Genomic DNA, 19,249 nt, shown 5'->3' with positions numbered 1-19,249 from the left:
AATGAAAACAGCATATATAGTAAAAGCATATAGAACAGCCGTAGGAAAAGCTCCTCGTGGGGTGTTCAGGTTTAAAAGAACAGATGAATTGGCAGCCGAAACCATAGCACATATGATGAAAGAGCTTCCTAACCTTGACAAAGCACGTATCGACGATGTAATCGTTGGTAATGCCATGCCCGAAGGGTCTCAAGGGTTAAATATGGCACGTTTAATCTCGTTAATGGGATTAAATTCTGTTGATGTTCCCGGAGTAACAGTAAATAGATTTTGTTCATCAGGAATAGAAACTATTGGTATTGCAACAGCCAAAATACAATCTGGAATGGCAGATTGCATTATTGCAGGTGGAGCAGAAAGCATGAGCGCAGTTCCTATGACAGGATATAAGACAGAACTTAATTATGACTTAGCCAAATCAGGGCATGAAGATTATTACTGGGGAATGGGTAATACTGCAGAAGCAGTTGCTCATCAATTTAAAGTATCTCGGGAAGATCAAGATGAATTTGCATACAACTCTCATATGAAGGCCTTAAAAGCACAAGCAGAAGAGCGTTTTCAGGATCAAATAGTTCCTATTAATGTAGAACAAATCTACGTTGATGAAAATGGAAAAAAAGCTACAAAATCATATACTGTATCTAAAGATGAAGGACCTCGTGCAGGAACCAGTAAAGAAGTGCTAGGTAAACTTAGACCTGTATTCGAAGCTGGAGGAAGCGTAACTGCTGGTAATTCTTCGCAAATGAGTGATGGTGCTGCTTTTGTGATGGTCATGAGTGAAGAAATGGTTAAAGAACTAAACCTTGAACCTATTGCAAGGCTTGTTAATTATGCCGCTGCCGGTGTAGAACCAAGAATCATGGGTATCGGACCAGTAAAAGCAATTCCGAAAGCTTTAAAACAAGCCGGATTAAAACAAGATGATATAGAACTGATAGAGCTTAATGAAGCCTTTGCTTCACAATCTCTTGCAGTAATGAGAGAATTAGGTCTTAATCAGGATATCGTAAATGTTAATGGAGGTGCAATTGCATTAGGACACCCACTAGGATGTACGGGAGCAAAACTTTCGGTTCAATTATTTGACGAAATGCGTAAACGCGATATGAAAGGTAAATACGGAATGGTAACCATGTGTGTAGGTACAGGACAAGGTGCTGCCGGTATTTATGAATTTTTAAATTAAAATTAGAATTGAGATCTAAGTATTAAAAAATTACATTTTTAATTGGCCTCGATACTAACTACTAAAACCTTACTAAAAAAATGAGTGATAAAACTATAAATAAAGATATTCTTAGAGGAGGACAATTCCTTGTTAAAGAAACTAAATGTGAAGATGTATTTACTCCAGAAGATTTTTCTGAGGAGCAAAGAATGATGCGTGATAGCGCTAGAGAGTTTGTAGACCGTGAGCTATGGGCTCATTGGGAGCGATTCGAAAGTAAAGACTATGCATATACAGAAGAGTGTATGCGTAAAGCTGGTGAACTTGGACTTTTAGGAGTTTCTGTACCCGAAGCATATGATGGTTTAGGAATGGGATTTGTATCTACAATGTTAGTTTGCGATTATATCTCTGGAGCTACTGGATCATTTAGTACTGCTTTTGGAGCTCATACTGGTATCGGTACCATGCCAATCACCTTGTATGGAAATGAAGAGCAAAAGAAAAAATATGTTCCTAAGCTTGCTACCGGTGAGTGGTTTGGAGCATACTGCTTAACAGAACCAGGTGCAGGATCAGATGCCAATTCTGGTAAAACAAAAGCTGTTCTTTCTGAGGATGGAACGCATTACTCGATTTCTGGTCAGAAAATGTGGATATCTAATGCCGGTTTCTGTAGTTTATTTATTGTTTTTGCTCGTATTGAAGACGATAAAAATATTACAGGATTTATTGTAGAAAATGATCCATCTAATGGGATTTCTCTCGGTGATGAAGAAAAGAAGTTAGGTATTCATTCCTCTTCTACTCGCCAAGTATTCTTTAGCGATACCAAAGTACCGGTAGAAAACATGCTATCAGAAAGAGGTAATGGGTTTAAAATTGCAATGAACGCATTAAATGTAGGCCGTATCAAACTTGCTGCTGCCTGTCTTGATGCGCAACGTCGTGTGATTGGCGAAGCTACCAAATACGCTAATGAACGTATCCAGTTCAAAACACCTATTATGAATTTTGGAGCTATTAAAGCTAAAATAGCAGAAATGGCGACCAATACATATGCCGATGAATCTGCTAGTTACAGAGCTGCAAAAAATATTGAAGATAGAATTGCTATCCGTCAAGCGGAAGGAAACACACATCAGGAAGCAGAACTAAAAGGTGTCGAAGAATATGCAATTGAGTGCTCTATTCTTAAAGTTGCCGTTTCTGAAGATGTACAAAGTTGTACTGATGAAGGTGTACAGATTTTTGGTGGTATGGGATTCTCTGCAGATACCCCAATGGAATCTGCATGGAGAGATGCTCGTATCTCCCGTATCTATGAAGGTACCAATGAGATCAACCGTATGCTTGCTGTAGGAATGTTAGTAAAGAAAGCAATGAAAGGTCATGTAGATCTTCTTGGACCTGCCATGAAAGTTGCAGATGAACTTACCGGGATCCCATCTTTTGATACTCCTGATTACTCAGTTTTATTTTCTGAAGAAAAAGAAATTATAGCTAAGCTAAAGAAAGTATTTTTGATGGTAGCAGGAGCTGCTGTTCAAAAATTTGGACCACAACTTGAGGATCACCAACAGTTATTACTAGCTGCTTCAGACATTTTAATTGAAATTTACATGGCAGAATCTGCAATCTTACGTACCGAGAAAAATGCAAAACGTTTTGGTGAAGAAGCTCAGGAAACTCAAATAGCAATGTCTCAATTATACTTATACAATGCGGTAGATATCATTATCAGAAAAGGAAAAGAAGGAATAGTTTCTTTTGCAGAAGGAGATGAACAACGAATGATGCTAATGGGACTTAAGCGTTTTACTAAATATGCGAATCAACCAAATGTAGTTGCATTAAGAACCAAAATTGCCGATAAAATTGCCAAAGAAAACGGATATTTTATTGGATAGTCAATTAAAATAAAAGAACACAAAACATTGTAATGTGTTTAATTTTATCATAAGAAACCGCCTTTTAAATAATTAGAAGGCGGTTTTTATATTTCCAAATTTAGCCTTGTTTTTAATTCTAGCTTTCCTTTTCCTGTTACCAAAATCTCTCTTGAATCTTTCTTTCTTCGTATCCAATCATTTTGCAACATCATCGTAAGAAAAGAAGCACCAAGTGCACCTGCCAAGTGATGTCTACGCTCACTCCAATCCAGACACAGATGAGCAAAAGATCGTTTTTGTAGCATTATATCATCGACATCAATACCAACATTTTGAAACCAACTCTTTCCTGTAGAAGTAACTTTATACATTCTTTCTACAATTTCTAACATCCCTTTATCAAGTAAAGCATCTGTAATTTTTACTCCAATTTCTCCTGCCAAATGATCATAACAGGTTCTGGCATATGTAATACCGTTAAGTTCTGGCTTTTTAGTTCTGGTATATTCATCGTTAATAGATACTAGCCCTGCCATAGATTCAATAACTTGAGCTACTTCTGAAGTCGCATACCTATAATACCGATGTCTTCCTTGTTTTTCTACTAGTAATATTTTAGCCTGAATTAATTTTTTTAAATGATTACTGGCTGATTGTGCAGAAATATTTGCACATATCGACAGCTCAAGAGCTGTATATGCTCTACCATCTAATAAACACCATAGCATGACAGATCGAGATTTATCCCCTAATAAAGAGGCGATCTCAGCAAATTTATTTTCAAACTCTTCCATTACCTATTATCACAATATGATCTGGTTTCAATACATAAAACTAATGCAATACTATTTGCGCCATGAATTTACTATAATATAACCGATATCATCATTTTTAATCCCATATTTTAGGCCTATTTACTCCAAGTGTTCTCAAATAATCAAGCATCTGTCCCATATGCACTGCTTCATGAAAAACAATTCTATTTAGATAGTCACCAAGTTTTTTGCTCTGCCCTACCTCTGTTCTTTCTATTCTTATGCTTTCGAGATCTGCCTCTGTTAACTCCTCTATCATATCAAGAAAATTCTTTCTATAACTCTTTGCTATCTCTAGCTCAAACTCCAGATCCTCATACTTCATTCCTTCCCATGGTGAATGGTAATCACCTAAGTTTCCTCTGTTGTCAATTATCTTATGAAATAAATGTTCGGTTTCTAACACATGTCTAATCATTTCGATAACAGAGAAAGCATTTTCATCTGGTTTCCAATCAAAATATTCTTCTGGTATTCCTTTCCATAATTTAACACTTCGCCTTCTTGTCTCTCTACAGTTTAACAAAATAATTTCTATCGAATTCATAATATGTGTTTTTAATATATTCCTCTACTCCAATTCTCTGAAACAACTTTGCCTTTTTCATAATCATCTACAACTAATATTAACTGATTATCGTGATCACTATATTGTGTTATTATATTAATATCATTTTTTTCCATCAAACGGCAAATTTTTCCTAACTGCCCAGGTACTTCCTGATCTAATTTTTGAATTAGCACTTTATTAATTGCAAAAACTTCGACACCAAAAGATTCTAATATTTTCTTTCCTTTTTCTGCATCATCTACCAAAAAATTGGCCACCCCTATATTGTTATGCACAAAAACACCTCCTCCTTCGAGGCTCACTCCTGCATTTCCTAAAACCTCTCCCATTTCTGCCAAAGCTCCTGGTTTATTGTCTAATTTGATTGCTAAATTTCTCATACTTTAATTTGATATTAGTTTAATTTGAATATTTGCTATAATAGAGTTCGCGATATAGCAATTAGAATGTGCCAGATTATGCATTTGCTCTATAGTTTTTATTGAAGGAGAGTTTCCTTTAAAAATCACCTTAGGAGATAATGTAATCGTCGTAATTGCTTTTTTTCCTTTTATTTCTTTTAACAATCCTACAGGATGATCTTCATAATGCTCTATAACGTATTTTTTCTTCGAAGCAATAGAAAGAAAAAATAGCATATGACAGCTCGAAACAGATGCTAAAAACGCTTCTTCAGGATCTACAGCAGATGCATCAGACATTGGAGTAGGAATTATGCCTGGAGAAGAAGAAGCTAGTACTTCTGCACCTCCATCAAAATGCCAGGCATGCACCCTGCTATATTTCCCATCTTTAAATATTTCATGTTGATTTTTCTTCCAAAATATTCTTGCCGAGTGTTTCATTCTACTTATTGGTTTCTGTGTAACGCAAAAGTAAAACAGCTATATATTTTTTATTTCATTCTAAAATGAAGTATGAAATTTTAATCTATAATTTCAAAAACAAGAGACATGACATGCATATTAACTTTTTAAAAGAAAATATTTTCTTATTGTATCTTTAGCAAGGTATACTACTAACACGATTAAACATGAAAACAACAATATTTTTTCTTCCTAAACAATAATAATCAAAAGCTCCTTTTATTATTTAGTACCTAAATTCTGTCTATATATCTTTTATGTCATTCTTTTAATACTAAGCAAAACCTAGTATTTTATTTTAAAATAAGGTATTAAGCTTTATTGAATCACTCATTAAAATCAAAACTCAACTTAATCCACCTTTTAACGTCATATGAATATAAAATATCTATTTCTGGTTATCCCGTAATCTACTGTTAGAAATACAAATGATTATTACTTATTTATATGCTACAACTAATTTTTAAATTTTGTTCACTACATTTATCATGATTATGTCACTAAATCTCATTATGAAAAGAATACTTTTATTATTCATTTTATTATTTATACTAAGCTGTAAAAAAAACCTTCCTAACTCGACTAACGACGAACTGGCAATCCTAGATCAAAAAGATTTACGAAAACAGAACGTTAAAATTGATCATCAAATCAGAAAAGTTAAAAAAGCAGTAATTGTTCCTAAGCTAGATGGCATAATGAATGACCCTATATGGAAAGAAGCTACCTGGTATGGTTTTGATCAAAAATGGTTAGGGGCACCTTATACCTTTAATGATTTTTTTGGAAGATACAAAGTGGTCTGGACTCCAGAAGCCTTATATGTATTAGTCGAAATCAAGGATGATGTTTTATTTGATCAAAACAAAGATCCGCTAAGTTTATGGTGGGATGATGATTGTGTAGAAATTTTTATTGACGCAGATAACTCTGGTGGGGATCATCAATATTCTAATAATGCATTTGCATATCATGTGGCATTAGATGGAAATGTGGTGGATCTGGATAAACATAAAAAACCTTTACTATATAATAATCATGTTAGTTCTAAACGTGTTACTAATGGTGATGTATCGGTATGGGAGTTTGAGATTATTGTATATGATGATACTTATGAAGAAGGAAAAGTTAATGACCCGATGATCCTAAAAAAAGATCAGAAACTAGGTTTCGCTATTGCTTATAATGATAATGATGGCAGCAAAGAAAGAGAAAATTTTATTGGTTCTGTTTTTATCCCGGGAGAAGAAAAAAACCTGGGATGGATTAATGCCGATATTTTTGGCACAATCATTTTAGAAGAATAACGTATTGAAATCAAAATTCTACATACTCCCGGTGATTATCATTTCGCAGTTTTTTTGTACTTCGCTATGGTTTGCTGGTAATGCTGTTATCGATGACCTTGCCTCTCAGTTTAATGTGGGATTTAATATCCTGGGGTATCTTTTATCTTTTGTGCAATTCGGGTTTATTGTAGGAACACTTACGTTTGCTTTATTAACATTAGCCGATCGGTTTTCTCCTTCTCGTATATTTATGATTTGTGCTTTTCTAGGAGGACTAAGTAACCTATCATTGCTTATTCCGGACATCACAGTTTTTAATTTACTTACAGCAAGATTTGGTACTGGTTTTTTCCTTGCCGGAATATACCCCATTGGTATGAAAATAGCTTCTGATTACTATAAAGATGGGCTCGGTAAAGCGCTTGGATATCTTGTAGGTGCTTTGGTGTTAGGAACAGCTTTTCCTCACTTAATTAATCAATTTTCCTGGAGTAGTGATTATAAAGCAGTAATTATTAGTACATCTATTTTAGCATTTGTTGGAGGATCAGCAATGTGGTTTTTGGTTCCGGATGGCCCATACAGAAAACTTGTTTCTAAGCTTCAGCTTGGGATAGTTACACAACTTTTTAACATCCCCAGTTTTAAAAAAGCTGCTTTTGGATATTTTGGGCATATGTGGGAACTCTATGCCTTTTGGGGATTTATCCCTATTATCCTTAAAACGTATTCTCGCTTACAATCTATACAACTACCAGTGCCATTTTGGTCTTTTATCATTATAGGCGTTGGTTTTATTTCTTGTATTCTGGGTGGTTTTATTTCATTAAAAACCGGGAGCAGAAAAGTAGCATATAATTCATTATTAATTTCCGGAATATTTTGCCTTGCTTCTCCCCTGCTTTTCCTATTACCACCCGAATTATTTTTAATTGCCTTATGTATTTGGGGAATGTTAGTCATTTCCGATTCTCCTCAATTCTCAACAATGGTAGCTGCCGCTGTACCTCCAGAATTAAGAGGTACTGCTCTTACAATTATCAATTGTATTGGATTTGCTATTACTATAATTAGTATTCAGCTATTATCTTTTTTAGCAGGAAAATTAGACAACACTATGCTTTACGTATTTTTAAGTATAGGGCCAATTTTAGGAATATATACGTTAAGAAAATAAGTATCTTAAGTACTAATGGGGTTGGGAGTATTCTTTTTAAGAAGAAATTTTCTAGTCAACAGGCTCTAGGGCTTCCTTAATTCTTGACATAGCTTTTGACATTTGAGCTTCAACAGTTTTTATCGAAATATCTAATTGTTCAGCTACTTCTTTATACTTAAATCCCTGAATTTTATTTAAAACAAATACCTCTTTACATTTTGGAGGAAGTTTTTCGATTTCGGCCTGAACAAGGTTTATTTTATTCTTGATAAAATCAGTATCCTCCTCTACAAAAACATCTAAAGTGTTTTTTTGTATTTGTTCTATATAACTTAACTCTTTTTTATTTTTATTATAAGTATCTATCAATTCATAATAACATGCTTTGTATAAATAACTCTTAATAGAAGTATTAATATTTAATTTTTTTTTATTCTTCCAAATCTTAAGCATTACGTTCTGAACAACGTCTTCTGCCTGTTGTTTATTCCTTGATAAACTATAGATATAGGAGCACAATTCGTTATAGTGCATTTCATACAAATGCCTGTATACAAATTCATTACCTTCCTTAAGTTCCTTTATTTGGGTCTCGTTCTTTATAATACTCTTTTTTTAACTCATTTTTAAACCCTCTCACAAAATAATTAACAAAAACTTTACATAAATAATAAAAAAAATAGTTTCAGAAGTAAGGGTTTTTTATTTTTTTCAAGTCTTAACTATAAATAAGCCAATAATTCGCATGAAAAAAAATAAAGATTTGGATATAAATCAAATACTTAAATACCTAAATAATGAGATGTCCGAACGAGAACTCACCGAGTTCAAAAAACTATTGAATGATGAAGAAAATTTAAACGAATTTAAAAAATATATTATCACCGATCATTACATCCAATTAGGTAAAAATGATTTTGATAACCAAAAAGCAGCATCATCATTCCAAAAACATATACAAAGTACAAAATCTCGTACTAAAATCCGCAAAAATAGAATCAATAATTATTTAAAATATGCTGCAGTTTTTGTAGGGCTTATAATTGGCAGTACTTTATACTACAACAATACTTTTTTTGATACTGATTCTACACTAAACGAAGTAACATTACAGTTAAGTGATGGCAGTCTTGAAACCATACAAGAGAATGAGTTATTTAAAGAAATTAAAAATAATGATGGTACTGTAGTAGGGGTTCAGGAAAAAGGTAAAATAGTATATCACAACGAAAAAAATAACATCGCAGAAGTTAAACCAAAGATCAATACGTTAAAAGTTCCTTATGGAAGGAAATTTAAGTTAGAATTATCTGATGGTACAACGGTTCATGTTAATGCAGGTTCTACATTAAAATTTCCTGTGCATTTTGTTGCCGGGCATGTTCGTGAAGTAGAATTATCTGGTGAAGCCTATTTTGAAGTTGCTAGAAATGAAGAAGCTCCGTTCGTAGTATCTACCAATGGTATTAAAACTGAAGTTTTAGGAACAAAATTTAATGTCTCTTCTTATGCAGATGATTCGTTTTCTGAAGTTGTTTTGGTAGAAGGTAGTGTAGGTGTATTTAAAAACAAAGAACGTTTTAATAAAGATACCGATCAAATACTTAAGCCAAATCAAAAGGCTAGTCTTTTAAAAACAGGACAGAATTTGGATATTTCTACAGTAAAAACAGAAAATTATACTGCTTGGGTTGATGGGATATTACTCTTTAAAAATGAAAGTTTTGAGAATATCATTAAGAAACTTGAGAGGTCTTATGACAAAAAGATAACAATTAATTATCAAAAAATAAAGAAAGAAAAATTTACAGGTCAGTTCGATGTAGAAAATATAGAAGATGTGCTAAAAACGTTTAAAAGCAACACCTTCTTTAATTTCACCATCAAAGAAAATGAAATAATTATTAACCCCTAAAGCAAAAAAAGTATGTTTCCAAAATGACTAGAAAACAAAAAAATCGAGAAATGCTGCAACATCTCCCGATTTAGAGTAAGCGTAATTTAACAATGGTTCAATCATTAAATCATATTAAAAATATGAAAATAATTAGACAAAACCACACAAATGGTGTGGCAAAATTAATATTTAATTTGAAAATGAGGCTAACAATACTATTAATTATATTGTCTCTATTTAGAATAAATGCAAATACGTATTCTCAAAACACCAAGATTTCACTAGATGTGAAAAACTTTACAATTGAGAGAGTATTTGATTTAATACAGCAAAAAACTGAATTTAAAGTATTTTTTAAAGATGCCGAAGTAAATACTAAAAGAAAGGTATCCTTTAAAGCTTCTAACAAAAGAGTAGAATATATTTTAGATAAAATATTTAGAAATACTAATGTTTCTTATAAAATAGTAGATAAGCAAATCGTATTGGTAAAAAAAGAAACTAATTCTAATATACCAACAATCAAAAAACGACAGTCTGCACTTGTTAAACCTCAAAAAGGTTTTGAAATTAGCGGGCAGGTAGTTGATAAAAACGGTCTCCCCATCCCCGGGTCTACTGTATCTATTCAAGGAACTACTCAAGGAGTAGTTACAGACTTTGATGGAAATTTCACGATGCGAGTTTCGGTATCAGATATACTTAAAATCGAAAACATAGGTTTCGAAACTCAAACTATTACGATTACAGATAAGAATACAACAACATTTAATATCGTATTAAAAGAAAACGTTGAAGGTCTCGAAGAAATAGTAATAACTGGTTATCAAAATATCCAGAAGAAATTTTTTACTGGAGCAGCTCAATCTTTGAAAGCCGAAGAAATAAAATTAGAAGGTGTACCAGATATTTCTAGATCTTTAGAGGGGCGTGCTGCAGGTGTTACCATACAAAATGTTACTGGAACTTTTGGTGCTACCCCTAGAATAACAATTAGAGGATCTTCATCTATTCTTGGAGACACCAAACCTATTTGGATTATCGATGGTGCTATACAAGAAGAAATAGTAAATGTATCATTAAATGATCTTGTTTCGGGAGACTCAAGTACGTTATTAAGTTCTGCTGTCGCAGGATTAAACGGTTCTGATATTGCTAGTATTGAAATCTTAAAAGATGCTTCTGCAACAGCATTATATGGTGCAAGAGCACTAAATGGTGTAGTAGTAATTACTACAAAATCAGGAAAGAGAAATGAAAAAACAAAGGTTAGCTACTCTGCAGAATATGCTGTAAGATCAAGACCAACCTATTCTCAATTTGATTTACTTAATTCTCAAGAAACTGTTTCTATCTATAGAGAACTAGAATCTAAAGGATATTTAAGTCTTGCATCAAGTTTACAAGGAAGATTTGGTGGTATTTATAACCAAATGTATAGAGCTATTAATAATTTTAATCCAGAAACTAACTCTTTTCAACTTGCAAATACTCCTGAAGCCAGAGCTCAATTTTTGCAACAATATGAATTAGCCAATACAGATTGGTTTAAAGAATTATTTAGAGAAAGTTTAACTCAGAATCATTCTATAAGTTTTTCTGGAGGTGGTGAAAGTTCTTCTCATTATTCTTCTATAGGATATTTTACTGATCCGGGATGGACAATCGCCGATCGTGTAAGAAGACTTACAGGAAATATCAGAAATACATACTACCTGGGAGACAGATATAAAGTAACTACTTTGGTACAAGGGTCTTATAGAGATCAGAATGCACCAGGTGCATTTGACAGGTTGTCTGATGTAGTTAATGGTGGGTTTGACAGAGATTTTGATATTAATCCTTTTAGTTATGCACTTAATACCAGTCGTGCACTTAGACCAAGAGATAATAATGGTGACCTAGAATATTTCAGATATAACTGGGCTCCATTTAATATTCTAAATGAAATTGAGAACAACACTACAGAATTAACGGTACTTGATTTAAAAGTTCAAGGAGAGCTTGAAGCCAAAATCAATGATAATTTAAAATATAACTTTTTAGGTACGGCAAGATATGCTACTTCTGCAAATGAACATAAAGCAACAGAAAACTCTAACGTTGCTGGAGCATACAGAGCTAATGAAACTACGATTGTTGAAAATGCAAATACTTTTCTATTCCAAGATCCGGATCAACCTAATTCAAGACCACAAGTAGTATTACCATTTGGGGGTATTTATACAAGAAGAGACAATAAGATTATCTCTTATAATTTCAGAAACACATTAGACTACACAAAAAACATAAGTGAAAGAAGTGATATTAGAGTATATCTAGGTCAGGAATATAGATTTACCAATAGAGAAGAAAGTTTTAGTCGAGGATTTGGATATCAATTCGATAAAGGTGGTACTCCATTCACAGATCCTAATATAATAGATAAAATAATATTAGATGGTGGTAACTATTTTGGTTTAGAACAGACCAGAGAAAGAGGAGCTACTTTCTTTGCTACGGCAACATATTCTTTTGATGATAAGTACGTTTTAAATGTAACAGGTAACTATGAAGGATCAAACAGAGCTGGTAAATCATCTAATGCAAGATGGTTACCAACATATAACATTGGTGCTAAATGGAATATTGATCAAGAGCCCGTTATTCAAAGAATAGATTGGATTTCAAAACTTGCATTGAGACCAAGTTATGGGTTAGTTGGATTACTTGCCGATAATGTAAGTAATAACTTGGCAATTTTCAGAAATGTGGTTACGGATCGTTTAAATCCTAATACACGTGAGAATGCTATAAACATTGCTGCTTTACAAAACACAGAATTAACCTGGGAAAAGACATTCGAACTTAACCTTGGTTTAGAAGCTGGTTTCTTTAATAATAGAATTTCTCTTGTTACAGATGTATATTTTAGAAAAGGAGAAGATCTAATCGATGAAATCAGAACCTCAGGGATTGGTGGACAATCGGTTAAGCTTGCCAATAATGCATCCATGAATACTAACGGTATAGAATTTCAATTAAATACACAAAACATTGTTAGTCCTAATTTTAAATGGGAAACAACAATTAATGTTGCGTATTTTGATCAGGAAATCACCGAATTACAACAAAGACCAAATGTGTTTGACTTAGTATCAAATACAGGAGGTAATGCAATTGGTTTTCCTAGAGGATCTTTATTTTCATTCCAATTTGACAAACTAGATGATAGAGGGTTACCAACTTATGTTTTTAATGATGATAGAGACCCTATCTCTGGTGTTGATTTCCAGGAAGTAGAAGACATTCAGGAATATCTTAAATTCGAAGGATCTGTTGAACCAAACTTAACAGGTGGATTTGCCAACAATTTTACTTATAAGAACTGGGATTTAAGTTTCTTTCTTACATTCTCTGCAGGAAACAAAATTAGATTAGACCCTTACTACTCATCTTTTTATAGTGACCTATCGGTTTTCCCAACAGAATTCACGAACAGATGGTTATTTCCAGGAGATGAAAACACTACCAATATCCCAGTTATACCGTCAAGAAGATTGGTAAATGAGGTTGGAACTAATGAAATCGCAAGAGCGTATAATGCATATAATTTCTCTACAGAAAGAATTGCTGATGGAGATTTCATAAGAATGAAGAATATTTCTTTATCCTATACTTTTCCTAAAGACGCTATTGATAGAATCGGATTATCAAATCTAAAAATGACGTTTCAGTCAACAAACCCTTTCTTAATTTATTCAGATGACGCATTAAACGGTCAGGATCCCGAATTCTTTAGAGCAGGAGGTGTTGCTTACCCAATTGCTAAACAATATACTGTATCATTAAATCTTGGATTTTAAAAAGAAATGATTATGAAAACAAACATCAAATTAATTGGTATAAGTCTATTAACATTATTTATGATATCTTCTTGTGAGGATTCATTAGATGAAATACCAGATAATAGAACACAAATTGATACTGCCGAAAAAATTGCAGAATTAATTACACTTGCTTACCCAGCAGGTACCTACGCACCTTTTTTAGCCCCAATGACTGATAATGCAGATGATAAAGGACCTACAGCAAATGAACAAAGAGTAAATACAGAAATGTATTTCTGGAGAGATGTAAATGATAACAATACAGATTTCCCAACTGATTATTGGAATGAGTGTTATGAAGCCATTTCGCAAGCTAATCACGCATTACAAGCTATCGAAGAGTTAGGAGGTGGTAGCGAGTTAGATTATCTAAAAGGAGAAGCTTTAATAGCTAGAGCATATACTCATTTTATGTTAGTGAATATTTGGTCTAAAACCTATGACCCTTCAACTGCAGGATCTGATTTAGGAATTCCTTATGTAACTGAACCAGAAAATATAGTAATTAAGGACTATACACGAGGAACTGTAAAAGAGGTTTATGAAAAAATCGAAGCCGATATCGTAGCAGGATTACCTTTAGTTACTAATTCTTATGATATTCCTAAATTTCATTTTACTAAAAGTGCAGCAAATGCTTTTGCTTCAAGATTCTATTTATTCAAAGGAGATTGGGAAAAAGTTGTACAATATAGTAACGAAGTATTAGGTGATGCTCCTGCAGATCTTTTAAGAGATTGGAATGGTAAATATAGAGGTTTTACTTTTGCTCAGATAGGTAATGAATATTCTTCGACAGCAGAGGTTGCAAACCTACTACTTGTATCAGGAAATTCACTATATGCAAGAAATTATGCAGGTTCCAGATATCAATTATCATCAGATTTAGCAACTAGCCTTTTCTTTAGTGGTTCTCAGGTTAATGGTAAAGGATGGGGGTACCGAGTATTTGGTAATGACTTATTCTTAAACCTTCCTAAATATGTTGAATATTTCAGAACAACCAATGCAGCTGCAAATATTGGATTTGCTTTTGTAAACTCTGTACTTCTTACTACAGACGAAGTCTTATTAAACAGAGCAGAAGCATATACTATGCTTGGTCAAACTGGTAATGCCGTAAACGATCTTAATGCTTTTTTATCTAAAAAAGTCAGAGATTATGATGCCGCTACCGATGTATTAACAGTAGATCAACTTAATACTATACATGCTGTTGCCGAAGGTATCTATACTCCTTTTTATACTATCGATACAGAAAAACTAGCCTTAATAAATGGTATTGTAGAATACAGAAGAAGAGAATTTCAGAATGAAGGATTACGTTGGTTTGACATAAAAAGATTTAATCTATCAGTCATTCATGAAGATTTCTTTGACAACGAAAGCATTCTTACTAAAACGGATAACAGAAAACAATTACAGATCCCTGTAGATGCGCAAAGTTTTGGTTTGCAACAAAATCCTAGATAATATTAAATAATTTTAAGAACATATAATTATGAAAAAAATAATAAAATGGATAACCATAGTTGCAATCACAGTAATAGTTATAAATTGCGACAAAGGTGATAGTATTGGGCCTTCTCAAATCAATACAGAAGCTCCACAGTTATCTAGTCTTGATTCTTGGATAAAAGAAAATTTTATTTCTCCTTATAATATAGCTATCCAATATAAGTGGAATGAAAATGAAGTGGATCTAAATAGATTTTTGTACCCTCCTACAGAAGAAAACGTTCAACCACTATTAGAAGTTGTTAAAGCTGTATGGATAGATCCGTATACACAATTGGGAGGAGAAGACTTTATTAAAAATATTTCTCCAAGACAATTCACTCTCGTTGGTGGTTTCAATTTTAATCAAACGGGAACAATTACTCTGGGTATTGCAGAAGCAGGAACTAAGATTACACTATTTAATGTTGATCAATTAGATTTAACAGATCTTACACTTACTAGAAGATACTTTAAAACTATTCAGCATGAATATGCACATATTTTAAATCAAACTAAACCATATGACCCTGATTATGGGCAAGTAAACCCACAGAATTATACCGCTCAATGGTTTAACAGGAGTATAGCAGAAGCCAGAGAATTAGGGTATATAACTGATTACGCTTCAAGTTCAGATACAGAGGATTTTGCAGAAATGGTAGCAACTATACTAACCACTTCAAAAACTGAATTTGATGCCATTGTTGATGGTATTACAAGTGCAGAAGGTAAAGCTTCTATAAGAACGAAAGAGCAATTTGTTGTTAAATATTTTAGTGATGAATTTAACATTGACTTATATGAGCTACAAGAATTGGTAAATCAAAATACCTTAGACATTGTTAATTAATAAAATAAAGAAAATGGTTATAAAAGCATTAAATAAAATATGGTTTTGGTCATTACTACTGATTTTTTTCTCTTGTAGCAATGATGACAATGAGGTATTATTCGAAGGAACACCAAGTAGTAGAATTGAACAGCGTGTAACAGAACTTCAAAATTTACTTTTGGCATCTCCTGATGGATATAAAGCTGTTTATTTCACGAAGAATGATGAATATGGTGGATTTACTTTTTATATGAAATTTAATAGTAATGGTACCGTAGAGATGACTTCTGATTTTGATTCAGAAACCGCAATTACTTCTAGTAGATATGAAGTTAAGATGGGATCTACTACAGAATTAGTTTTTTCTTCGCGTAATCACATTCATAAGGTATCGGATAGTAATATCCAAGGTCTTATCGGATCTGGATTTGAAGGAAATTCAAATTTCCAGTATATTAAAAATGAAGGTGGAAAAATTACATTTAAAGAACCTCGACATGATGCAATTTTAGTTTTCGAACCTGTAACTGCAGCAGAATGGGATAATGTTAATATTTCTTTGGGAAGAAGAGCTAGTCTTTTACCAACAATTACTACTTCAGTTTTTCAGGGGTTAACTATCGAAGATGGTTCTGGTAAAACATTTTATACGTTTAACTATGATAGTTTACGTCTTTTTGCTAATTCTCAAAACCAAGCTGACGATGGTACGGTTACAGAAGTCGCTTACGGTATAGCATATACACCAGAAGGACTTGTTGTTAGCCCTGCAATAGAAATAGGCGGAAATACATACGAAAACTTTGTTTTTGATACTGTATCAGAATCTTATATTTCTGGAGTAGATGGAAGTAAAGCAACAATTGGATTTATTAATCAACCTCCATTTATTAATAATGATATTTTCGATATCGGAACTGAATTCACAGATTTTGTATATATTCCAAGAGTATTTCCTCCTGATACTAGAACTTCTCTTGCATTTCAAGCATTGACAGAACAAGTTACTACCAACCTTGCAAATGGTGGTCTCGGTATCTTCATATTTGATCGATTAGAATTGAGATCAACTCGTACCGGTGATGCTAGAGATACTCAAATTTGGATAGGTTTTAGAAGAACAACAGATGATGCTTTATTCTGGGGTATCTACGACTATACATCATCAATAGTAGATAAGAAATTAGTACTGACATTTGTTGGAGTGAACGAGCCTGATACTTTTGGTAACTTTGCGTTCTTCCAACCTTTTGCTCAGCCATTATTAGACTTTTTTGGTAATCCTGAGGGTCTTTATTATGAAACAACTGGTAATTTCCAGAATTTCTCAAATAAAGCAGGAACATTTACCAGCGCGGCAGATCCTACATTAAGAGTGTATACTTTCTGGCGTAATCCATAAAATAAATACTCAACTTACGTTTAGATTCTCCGTGTATGGAATCTAATCTTATTAACAATATACACAATAAACTATTGTTCCCTCAATAGCCTTTCTAACTCAACTTTCGAAAACCCGGAGCATTTGCTCTGGGTTTTTTGATTAATTTCATTTTTTCTAAATACCAAGTATAGAATATCATTCTTATATTAAACTCATCCATCTTTTGGGTTTTAAATAAAAATTAAGCCTTTTTTAGTTCTGTTGCCCTGAACACTCGGGATTGAATTGCATAGCAGAACTACAGAAAGGAAAAAGGCAAAAACAGGACCGGAAACAACATTTTTTCAGCAAATCGAAAAAGCATAAATGAGTTCATTAACATTTACTTAAGAATAACGTCAATATTTCAATGTATTTTAGAAAACAAAAACAATGAAACACACAATTGTTCTTTTAGTATTACTCGCTGCAATCCCTGCTTTCTCACAAACCGACACCGAAGTATATCTTTTTGATATCATCAAAAAAGGAGAAACAATCAAACTTAACAACCAAAGAAACATATCTAACAACAAAGGATATGATAATCAACCTTCTATCTTTAATGATACCATGGTTTTGTTTTCCTCTACACGCAATAAACAAACAGATATAGCTGTATATAATAGTAAAAAAGCTAAAGTAGATTGGATTACAGAAACCAAAAATGGTAGTGAATACTCTCCTACTAAAATCCCAGGAAAAAATGAAATTTCTTCTATTCGTCTTGATCAAGATGGCAAACAACTCCTGTATCGTTATGATTATAAAACCGGAGAGTCTAAAGTTCTATTAGAAGGACTTAAAGTAGGGTATCATACCTGGTTTAATCAAGATATATTGGTTTCATCGGTACTCGAAGATAATGCAATGTCATTGGTAGTATCTAATATAAAAGAAAATACCAATCATACTTTTCAAAAAAAAGTAGGAAGATCGTTGCATAAAATACCAAATTCAAACCTAATTAGCTATATCAGTAAAGAAAACAAAAATTGGGAAATTAAATCGATTGATCCTATAACCGGAGCTACCAAAAAAATCATAAATACAATATCAGGATCCGAAGATCTGTGTTGGTTACCAGATGGTACTATCCTGATGGGGAAACAAAACCAGATTTTTAAGTTCAATCCAAAAACAGATTCTGGCTGGAAGACCTTTTATACTTTTATGGATAAAGAAATTGGTCATATTTCAAGAATAGCGACAAATACCACCGGAAACATGCTCACTGTAGTATCAGATGTATCTCCCGAACATATTGTTCAAAAACAATTAGACGCCTATAATGCCAGAGATATAGATGCTTTTTTAGCTACATATAATGACAATGTATTAATTTATGACTATCCAAATACAGTACGGTATAAAGGTAAAGAAGCTATGCGCCCATATTATGACAAAAAATTTAAGAATCAACCTAATTTATTTTGTGAAATAAAGCATCGTATTGTATTTGGTAACAAAGTAATCGACGAAGAATATGTTACTTATAGCGATCGAAAAGTAAGAGTTATTTCTATATATGAAATTAAAAACGGAAAGATTGCAAAAGTAACTTTTATTAAACCTCAATATGATAATGATCTTGAAAAAAGTACTTTAAACATTGTTGATAAACAACTCGATGCATACAACACCAGAGATATTGATGCTTTTGTTGCTACATATACCGAAGATATAAAAGTCTATAATTTCCCTTATGAATTCTTATATGAGGGTCATAAAAAAATCAAAGAGGGATATGCCAATTTCTTTAATAGCACACCTGATCTTAATTGCAAAATCAAAAACAGGATTGTTATGGGCAATGTCGTTATTGATGAAGAATTTCTAACCATCAATAAACAACACTATAGTGCTGTAGCGATTTATGAGGTAAATAATGAGAAAATAACTAAGGTTATTTTTATTCAGTGATATACCATCATCTTATAAATTTGTTAAGAGATCATCATT

General features: G+C 32.8%; 15 protein-coding genes. 10 read left to right on the top strand and 5 right to left on the bottom strand.

Annotated features, from left to right (window positions below; translation table 11 throughout):
* Nucleotide 1 precedes the first annotated feature (1 nt).
* Nucleotides 2–1,192 carry an acetyl-CoA C-acyltransferase gene (locus NNH57_RS03090; RefSeq protein WP_074410115.1) on the top strand — a complete coding sequence of 397 codons (1,191 nt, stop codon included), beginning with the start codon at nt 2–4 and terminating at the stop codon, nt 1,190–1,192.
* An 80-nt stretch (nt 1,193–1,272) separates the two neighbouring features.
* Nucleotides 1,273–3,084 carry an acyl-CoA dehydrogenase family protein gene (locus NNH57_RS03085; protein WP_074410114.1) on the top strand — a complete coding sequence of 604 codons (1,812 nt, stop codon included), beginning with the start codon at nt 1,273–1,275 and terminating at the stop codon, nt 3,082–3,084.
* Nucleotides 3,085–3,170: 86 nt separating this feature from the next.
* On the opposite strand, the gene NNH57_RS03080 is transcribed toward NNH57_RS03085, so the two are convergent.
* From NNH57_RS03080 to NNH57_RS03065, 4 genes are all read right to left on the bottom strand, one after another.
* Nucleotides 3,171–3,860: an ArsR/SmtB family transcription factor gene (locus NNH57_RS03080; protein WP_074410113.1), complete on the bottom strand. Its 690-nt coding sequence runs from the start codon at nt 3,858–3,860 to the stop codon at nt 3,171–3,173.
* A 97-nt stretch (nt 3,861–3,957) separates the two neighbouring features.
* Entirely contained in the window at nt 3,958–4,428 is a 471-nt protein-coding gene (locus tag NNH57_RS03075; RefSeq protein ID WP_074410112.1) for a DinB family protein, read from the bottom strand.
* Between the two features lie 11 nt (nt 4,429–4,439).
* Nucleotides 4,440–4,832, bottom strand: a complete 393-nt coding sequence (locus NNH57_RS03070; RefSeq protein WP_074410111.1) for an amino acid-binding ACT domain-containing protein — start codon at nt 4,830–4,832, stop codon at nt 4,440–4,442.
* A 3-nt stretch (nt 4,833–4,835) separates the two neighbouring features.
* Nucleotides 4,836–5,297 (bottom strand): OsmC family protein, encoded by a 462-nt coding sequence (locus tag NNH57_RS03065; RefSeq protein WP_108808665.1) that lies wholly within the window; start codon nt 5,295–5,297, stop codon nt 4,836–4,838.
* A gap of 533 nt (nt 5,298–5,830) precedes the next feature.
* Between NNH57_RS03065 and NNH57_RS03060 the strand changes: the two genes are divergently transcribed.
* Both NNH57_RS03060 and NNH57_RS03055 read left to right on the top strand, forming a co-directional pair.
* Nucleotides 5,831–6,625 carry a sugar-binding protein gene (locus NNH57_RS03060; RefSeq protein ID WP_082995036.1) on the top strand — a complete coding sequence of 265 codons (795 nt, stop codon included), beginning with the start codon at nt 5,831–5,833 and terminating at the stop codon, nt 6,623–6,625.
* 4 nt (nt 6,626–6,629) lie between these two features.
* Nucleotides 6,630–7,784: an MFS transporter gene (locus NNH57_RS03055; RefSeq protein ID WP_074410109.1), complete on the top strand. Its 1,155-nt coding sequence runs from the start codon at nt 6,630–6,632 to the stop codon at nt 7,782–7,784.
* Nucleotides 7,785–7,835: 51 nt separating this feature from the next.
* Here the strand turns inward: NNH57_RS03055 and NNH57_RS03050 are convergent, their stop codons facing one another.
* On the bottom strand, nt 7,836–8,309 hold the full coding sequence (locus NNH57_RS03050; RefSeq protein ID WP_255412073.1) for an RNA polymerase sigma factor: 474 nt from the start codon (nt 8,307–8,309) through the stop codon (nt 7,836–7,838).
* A 202-nt stretch (nt 8,310–8,511) separates the two neighbouring features.
* Between NNH57_RS03050 and NNH57_RS03045 the strand changes: the two genes are divergently transcribed.
* The 6 genes from NNH57_RS03045 (at nt 8,512) to NNH57_RS03020 (ending at nt 19,210) form a co-directional block, all read left to right on the top strand.
* Nucleotides 8,512–9,681, top strand: coding sequence for a FecR family protein (locus NNH57_RS03045; protein ID WP_074410107.1), 1,170 nt, complete (start codon nt 8,512–8,514; stop codon nt 9,679–9,681).
* A 122-nt stretch (nt 9,682–9,803) separates the two neighbouring features.
* Nucleotides 9,804–13,508 carry a SusC/RagA family TonB-linked outer membrane protein gene (locus tag NNH57_RS03040; protein ID WP_234423411.1) on the top strand — a complete coding sequence of 1,235 codons (3,705 nt, stop codon included), beginning with the start codon at nt 9,804–9,806 and terminating at the stop codon, nt 13,506–13,508.
* Nucleotides 13,509–13,520: 12 nt separating this feature from the next.
* Complete coding sequence (locus tag NNH57_RS03035; protein ID WP_108808664.1) at nt 13,521–15,005, top strand: RagB/SusD family nutrient uptake outer membrane protein; 1,485 nt, start codon at nt 13,521–13,523, stop codon at nt 15,003–15,005.
* A 28-nt stretch (nt 15,006–15,033) separates the two neighbouring features.
* Nucleotides 15,034–15,882 (top strand): zinc-binding metallopeptidase, encoded by an 849-nt coding sequence (locus tag NNH57_RS03030; protein WP_074410105.1) that lies wholly within the window; start codon nt 15,034–15,036, stop codon nt 15,880–15,882.
* 13 nt (nt 15,883–15,895) lie between these two features.
* A complete protein-coding gene (locus NNH57_RS03025; RefSeq protein WP_074410104.1) occupies nt 15,896–17,266 on the top strand; it encodes a DUF4302 domain-containing protein in 1,371 nt (456 codons plus the stop codon).
* Between the two features lie 414 nt (nt 17,267–17,680).
* Nucleotides 17,681–19,210: a nuclear transport factor 2 family protein gene (locus tag NNH57_RS03020; protein ID WP_074410103.1), complete on the top strand. Its 1,530-nt coding sequence runs from the start codon at nt 17,681–17,683 to the stop codon at nt 19,208–19,210.
* Nucleotides 19,211–19,249 lie beyond the last annotated feature (39 nt).

The organism is Aquimarina spinulae, assembly GCF_943373825.1.
Taxonomy (GTDB): Bacteria; Bacteroidota; Bacteroidia; order Flavobacteriales; family Flavobacteriaceae; genus Aquimarina; species Aquimarina spinulae.
The sequence above is the reverse complement of the archived record's forward strand: the minus strand, read 5'-3'. Positions and strand labels throughout refer to the sequence as shown.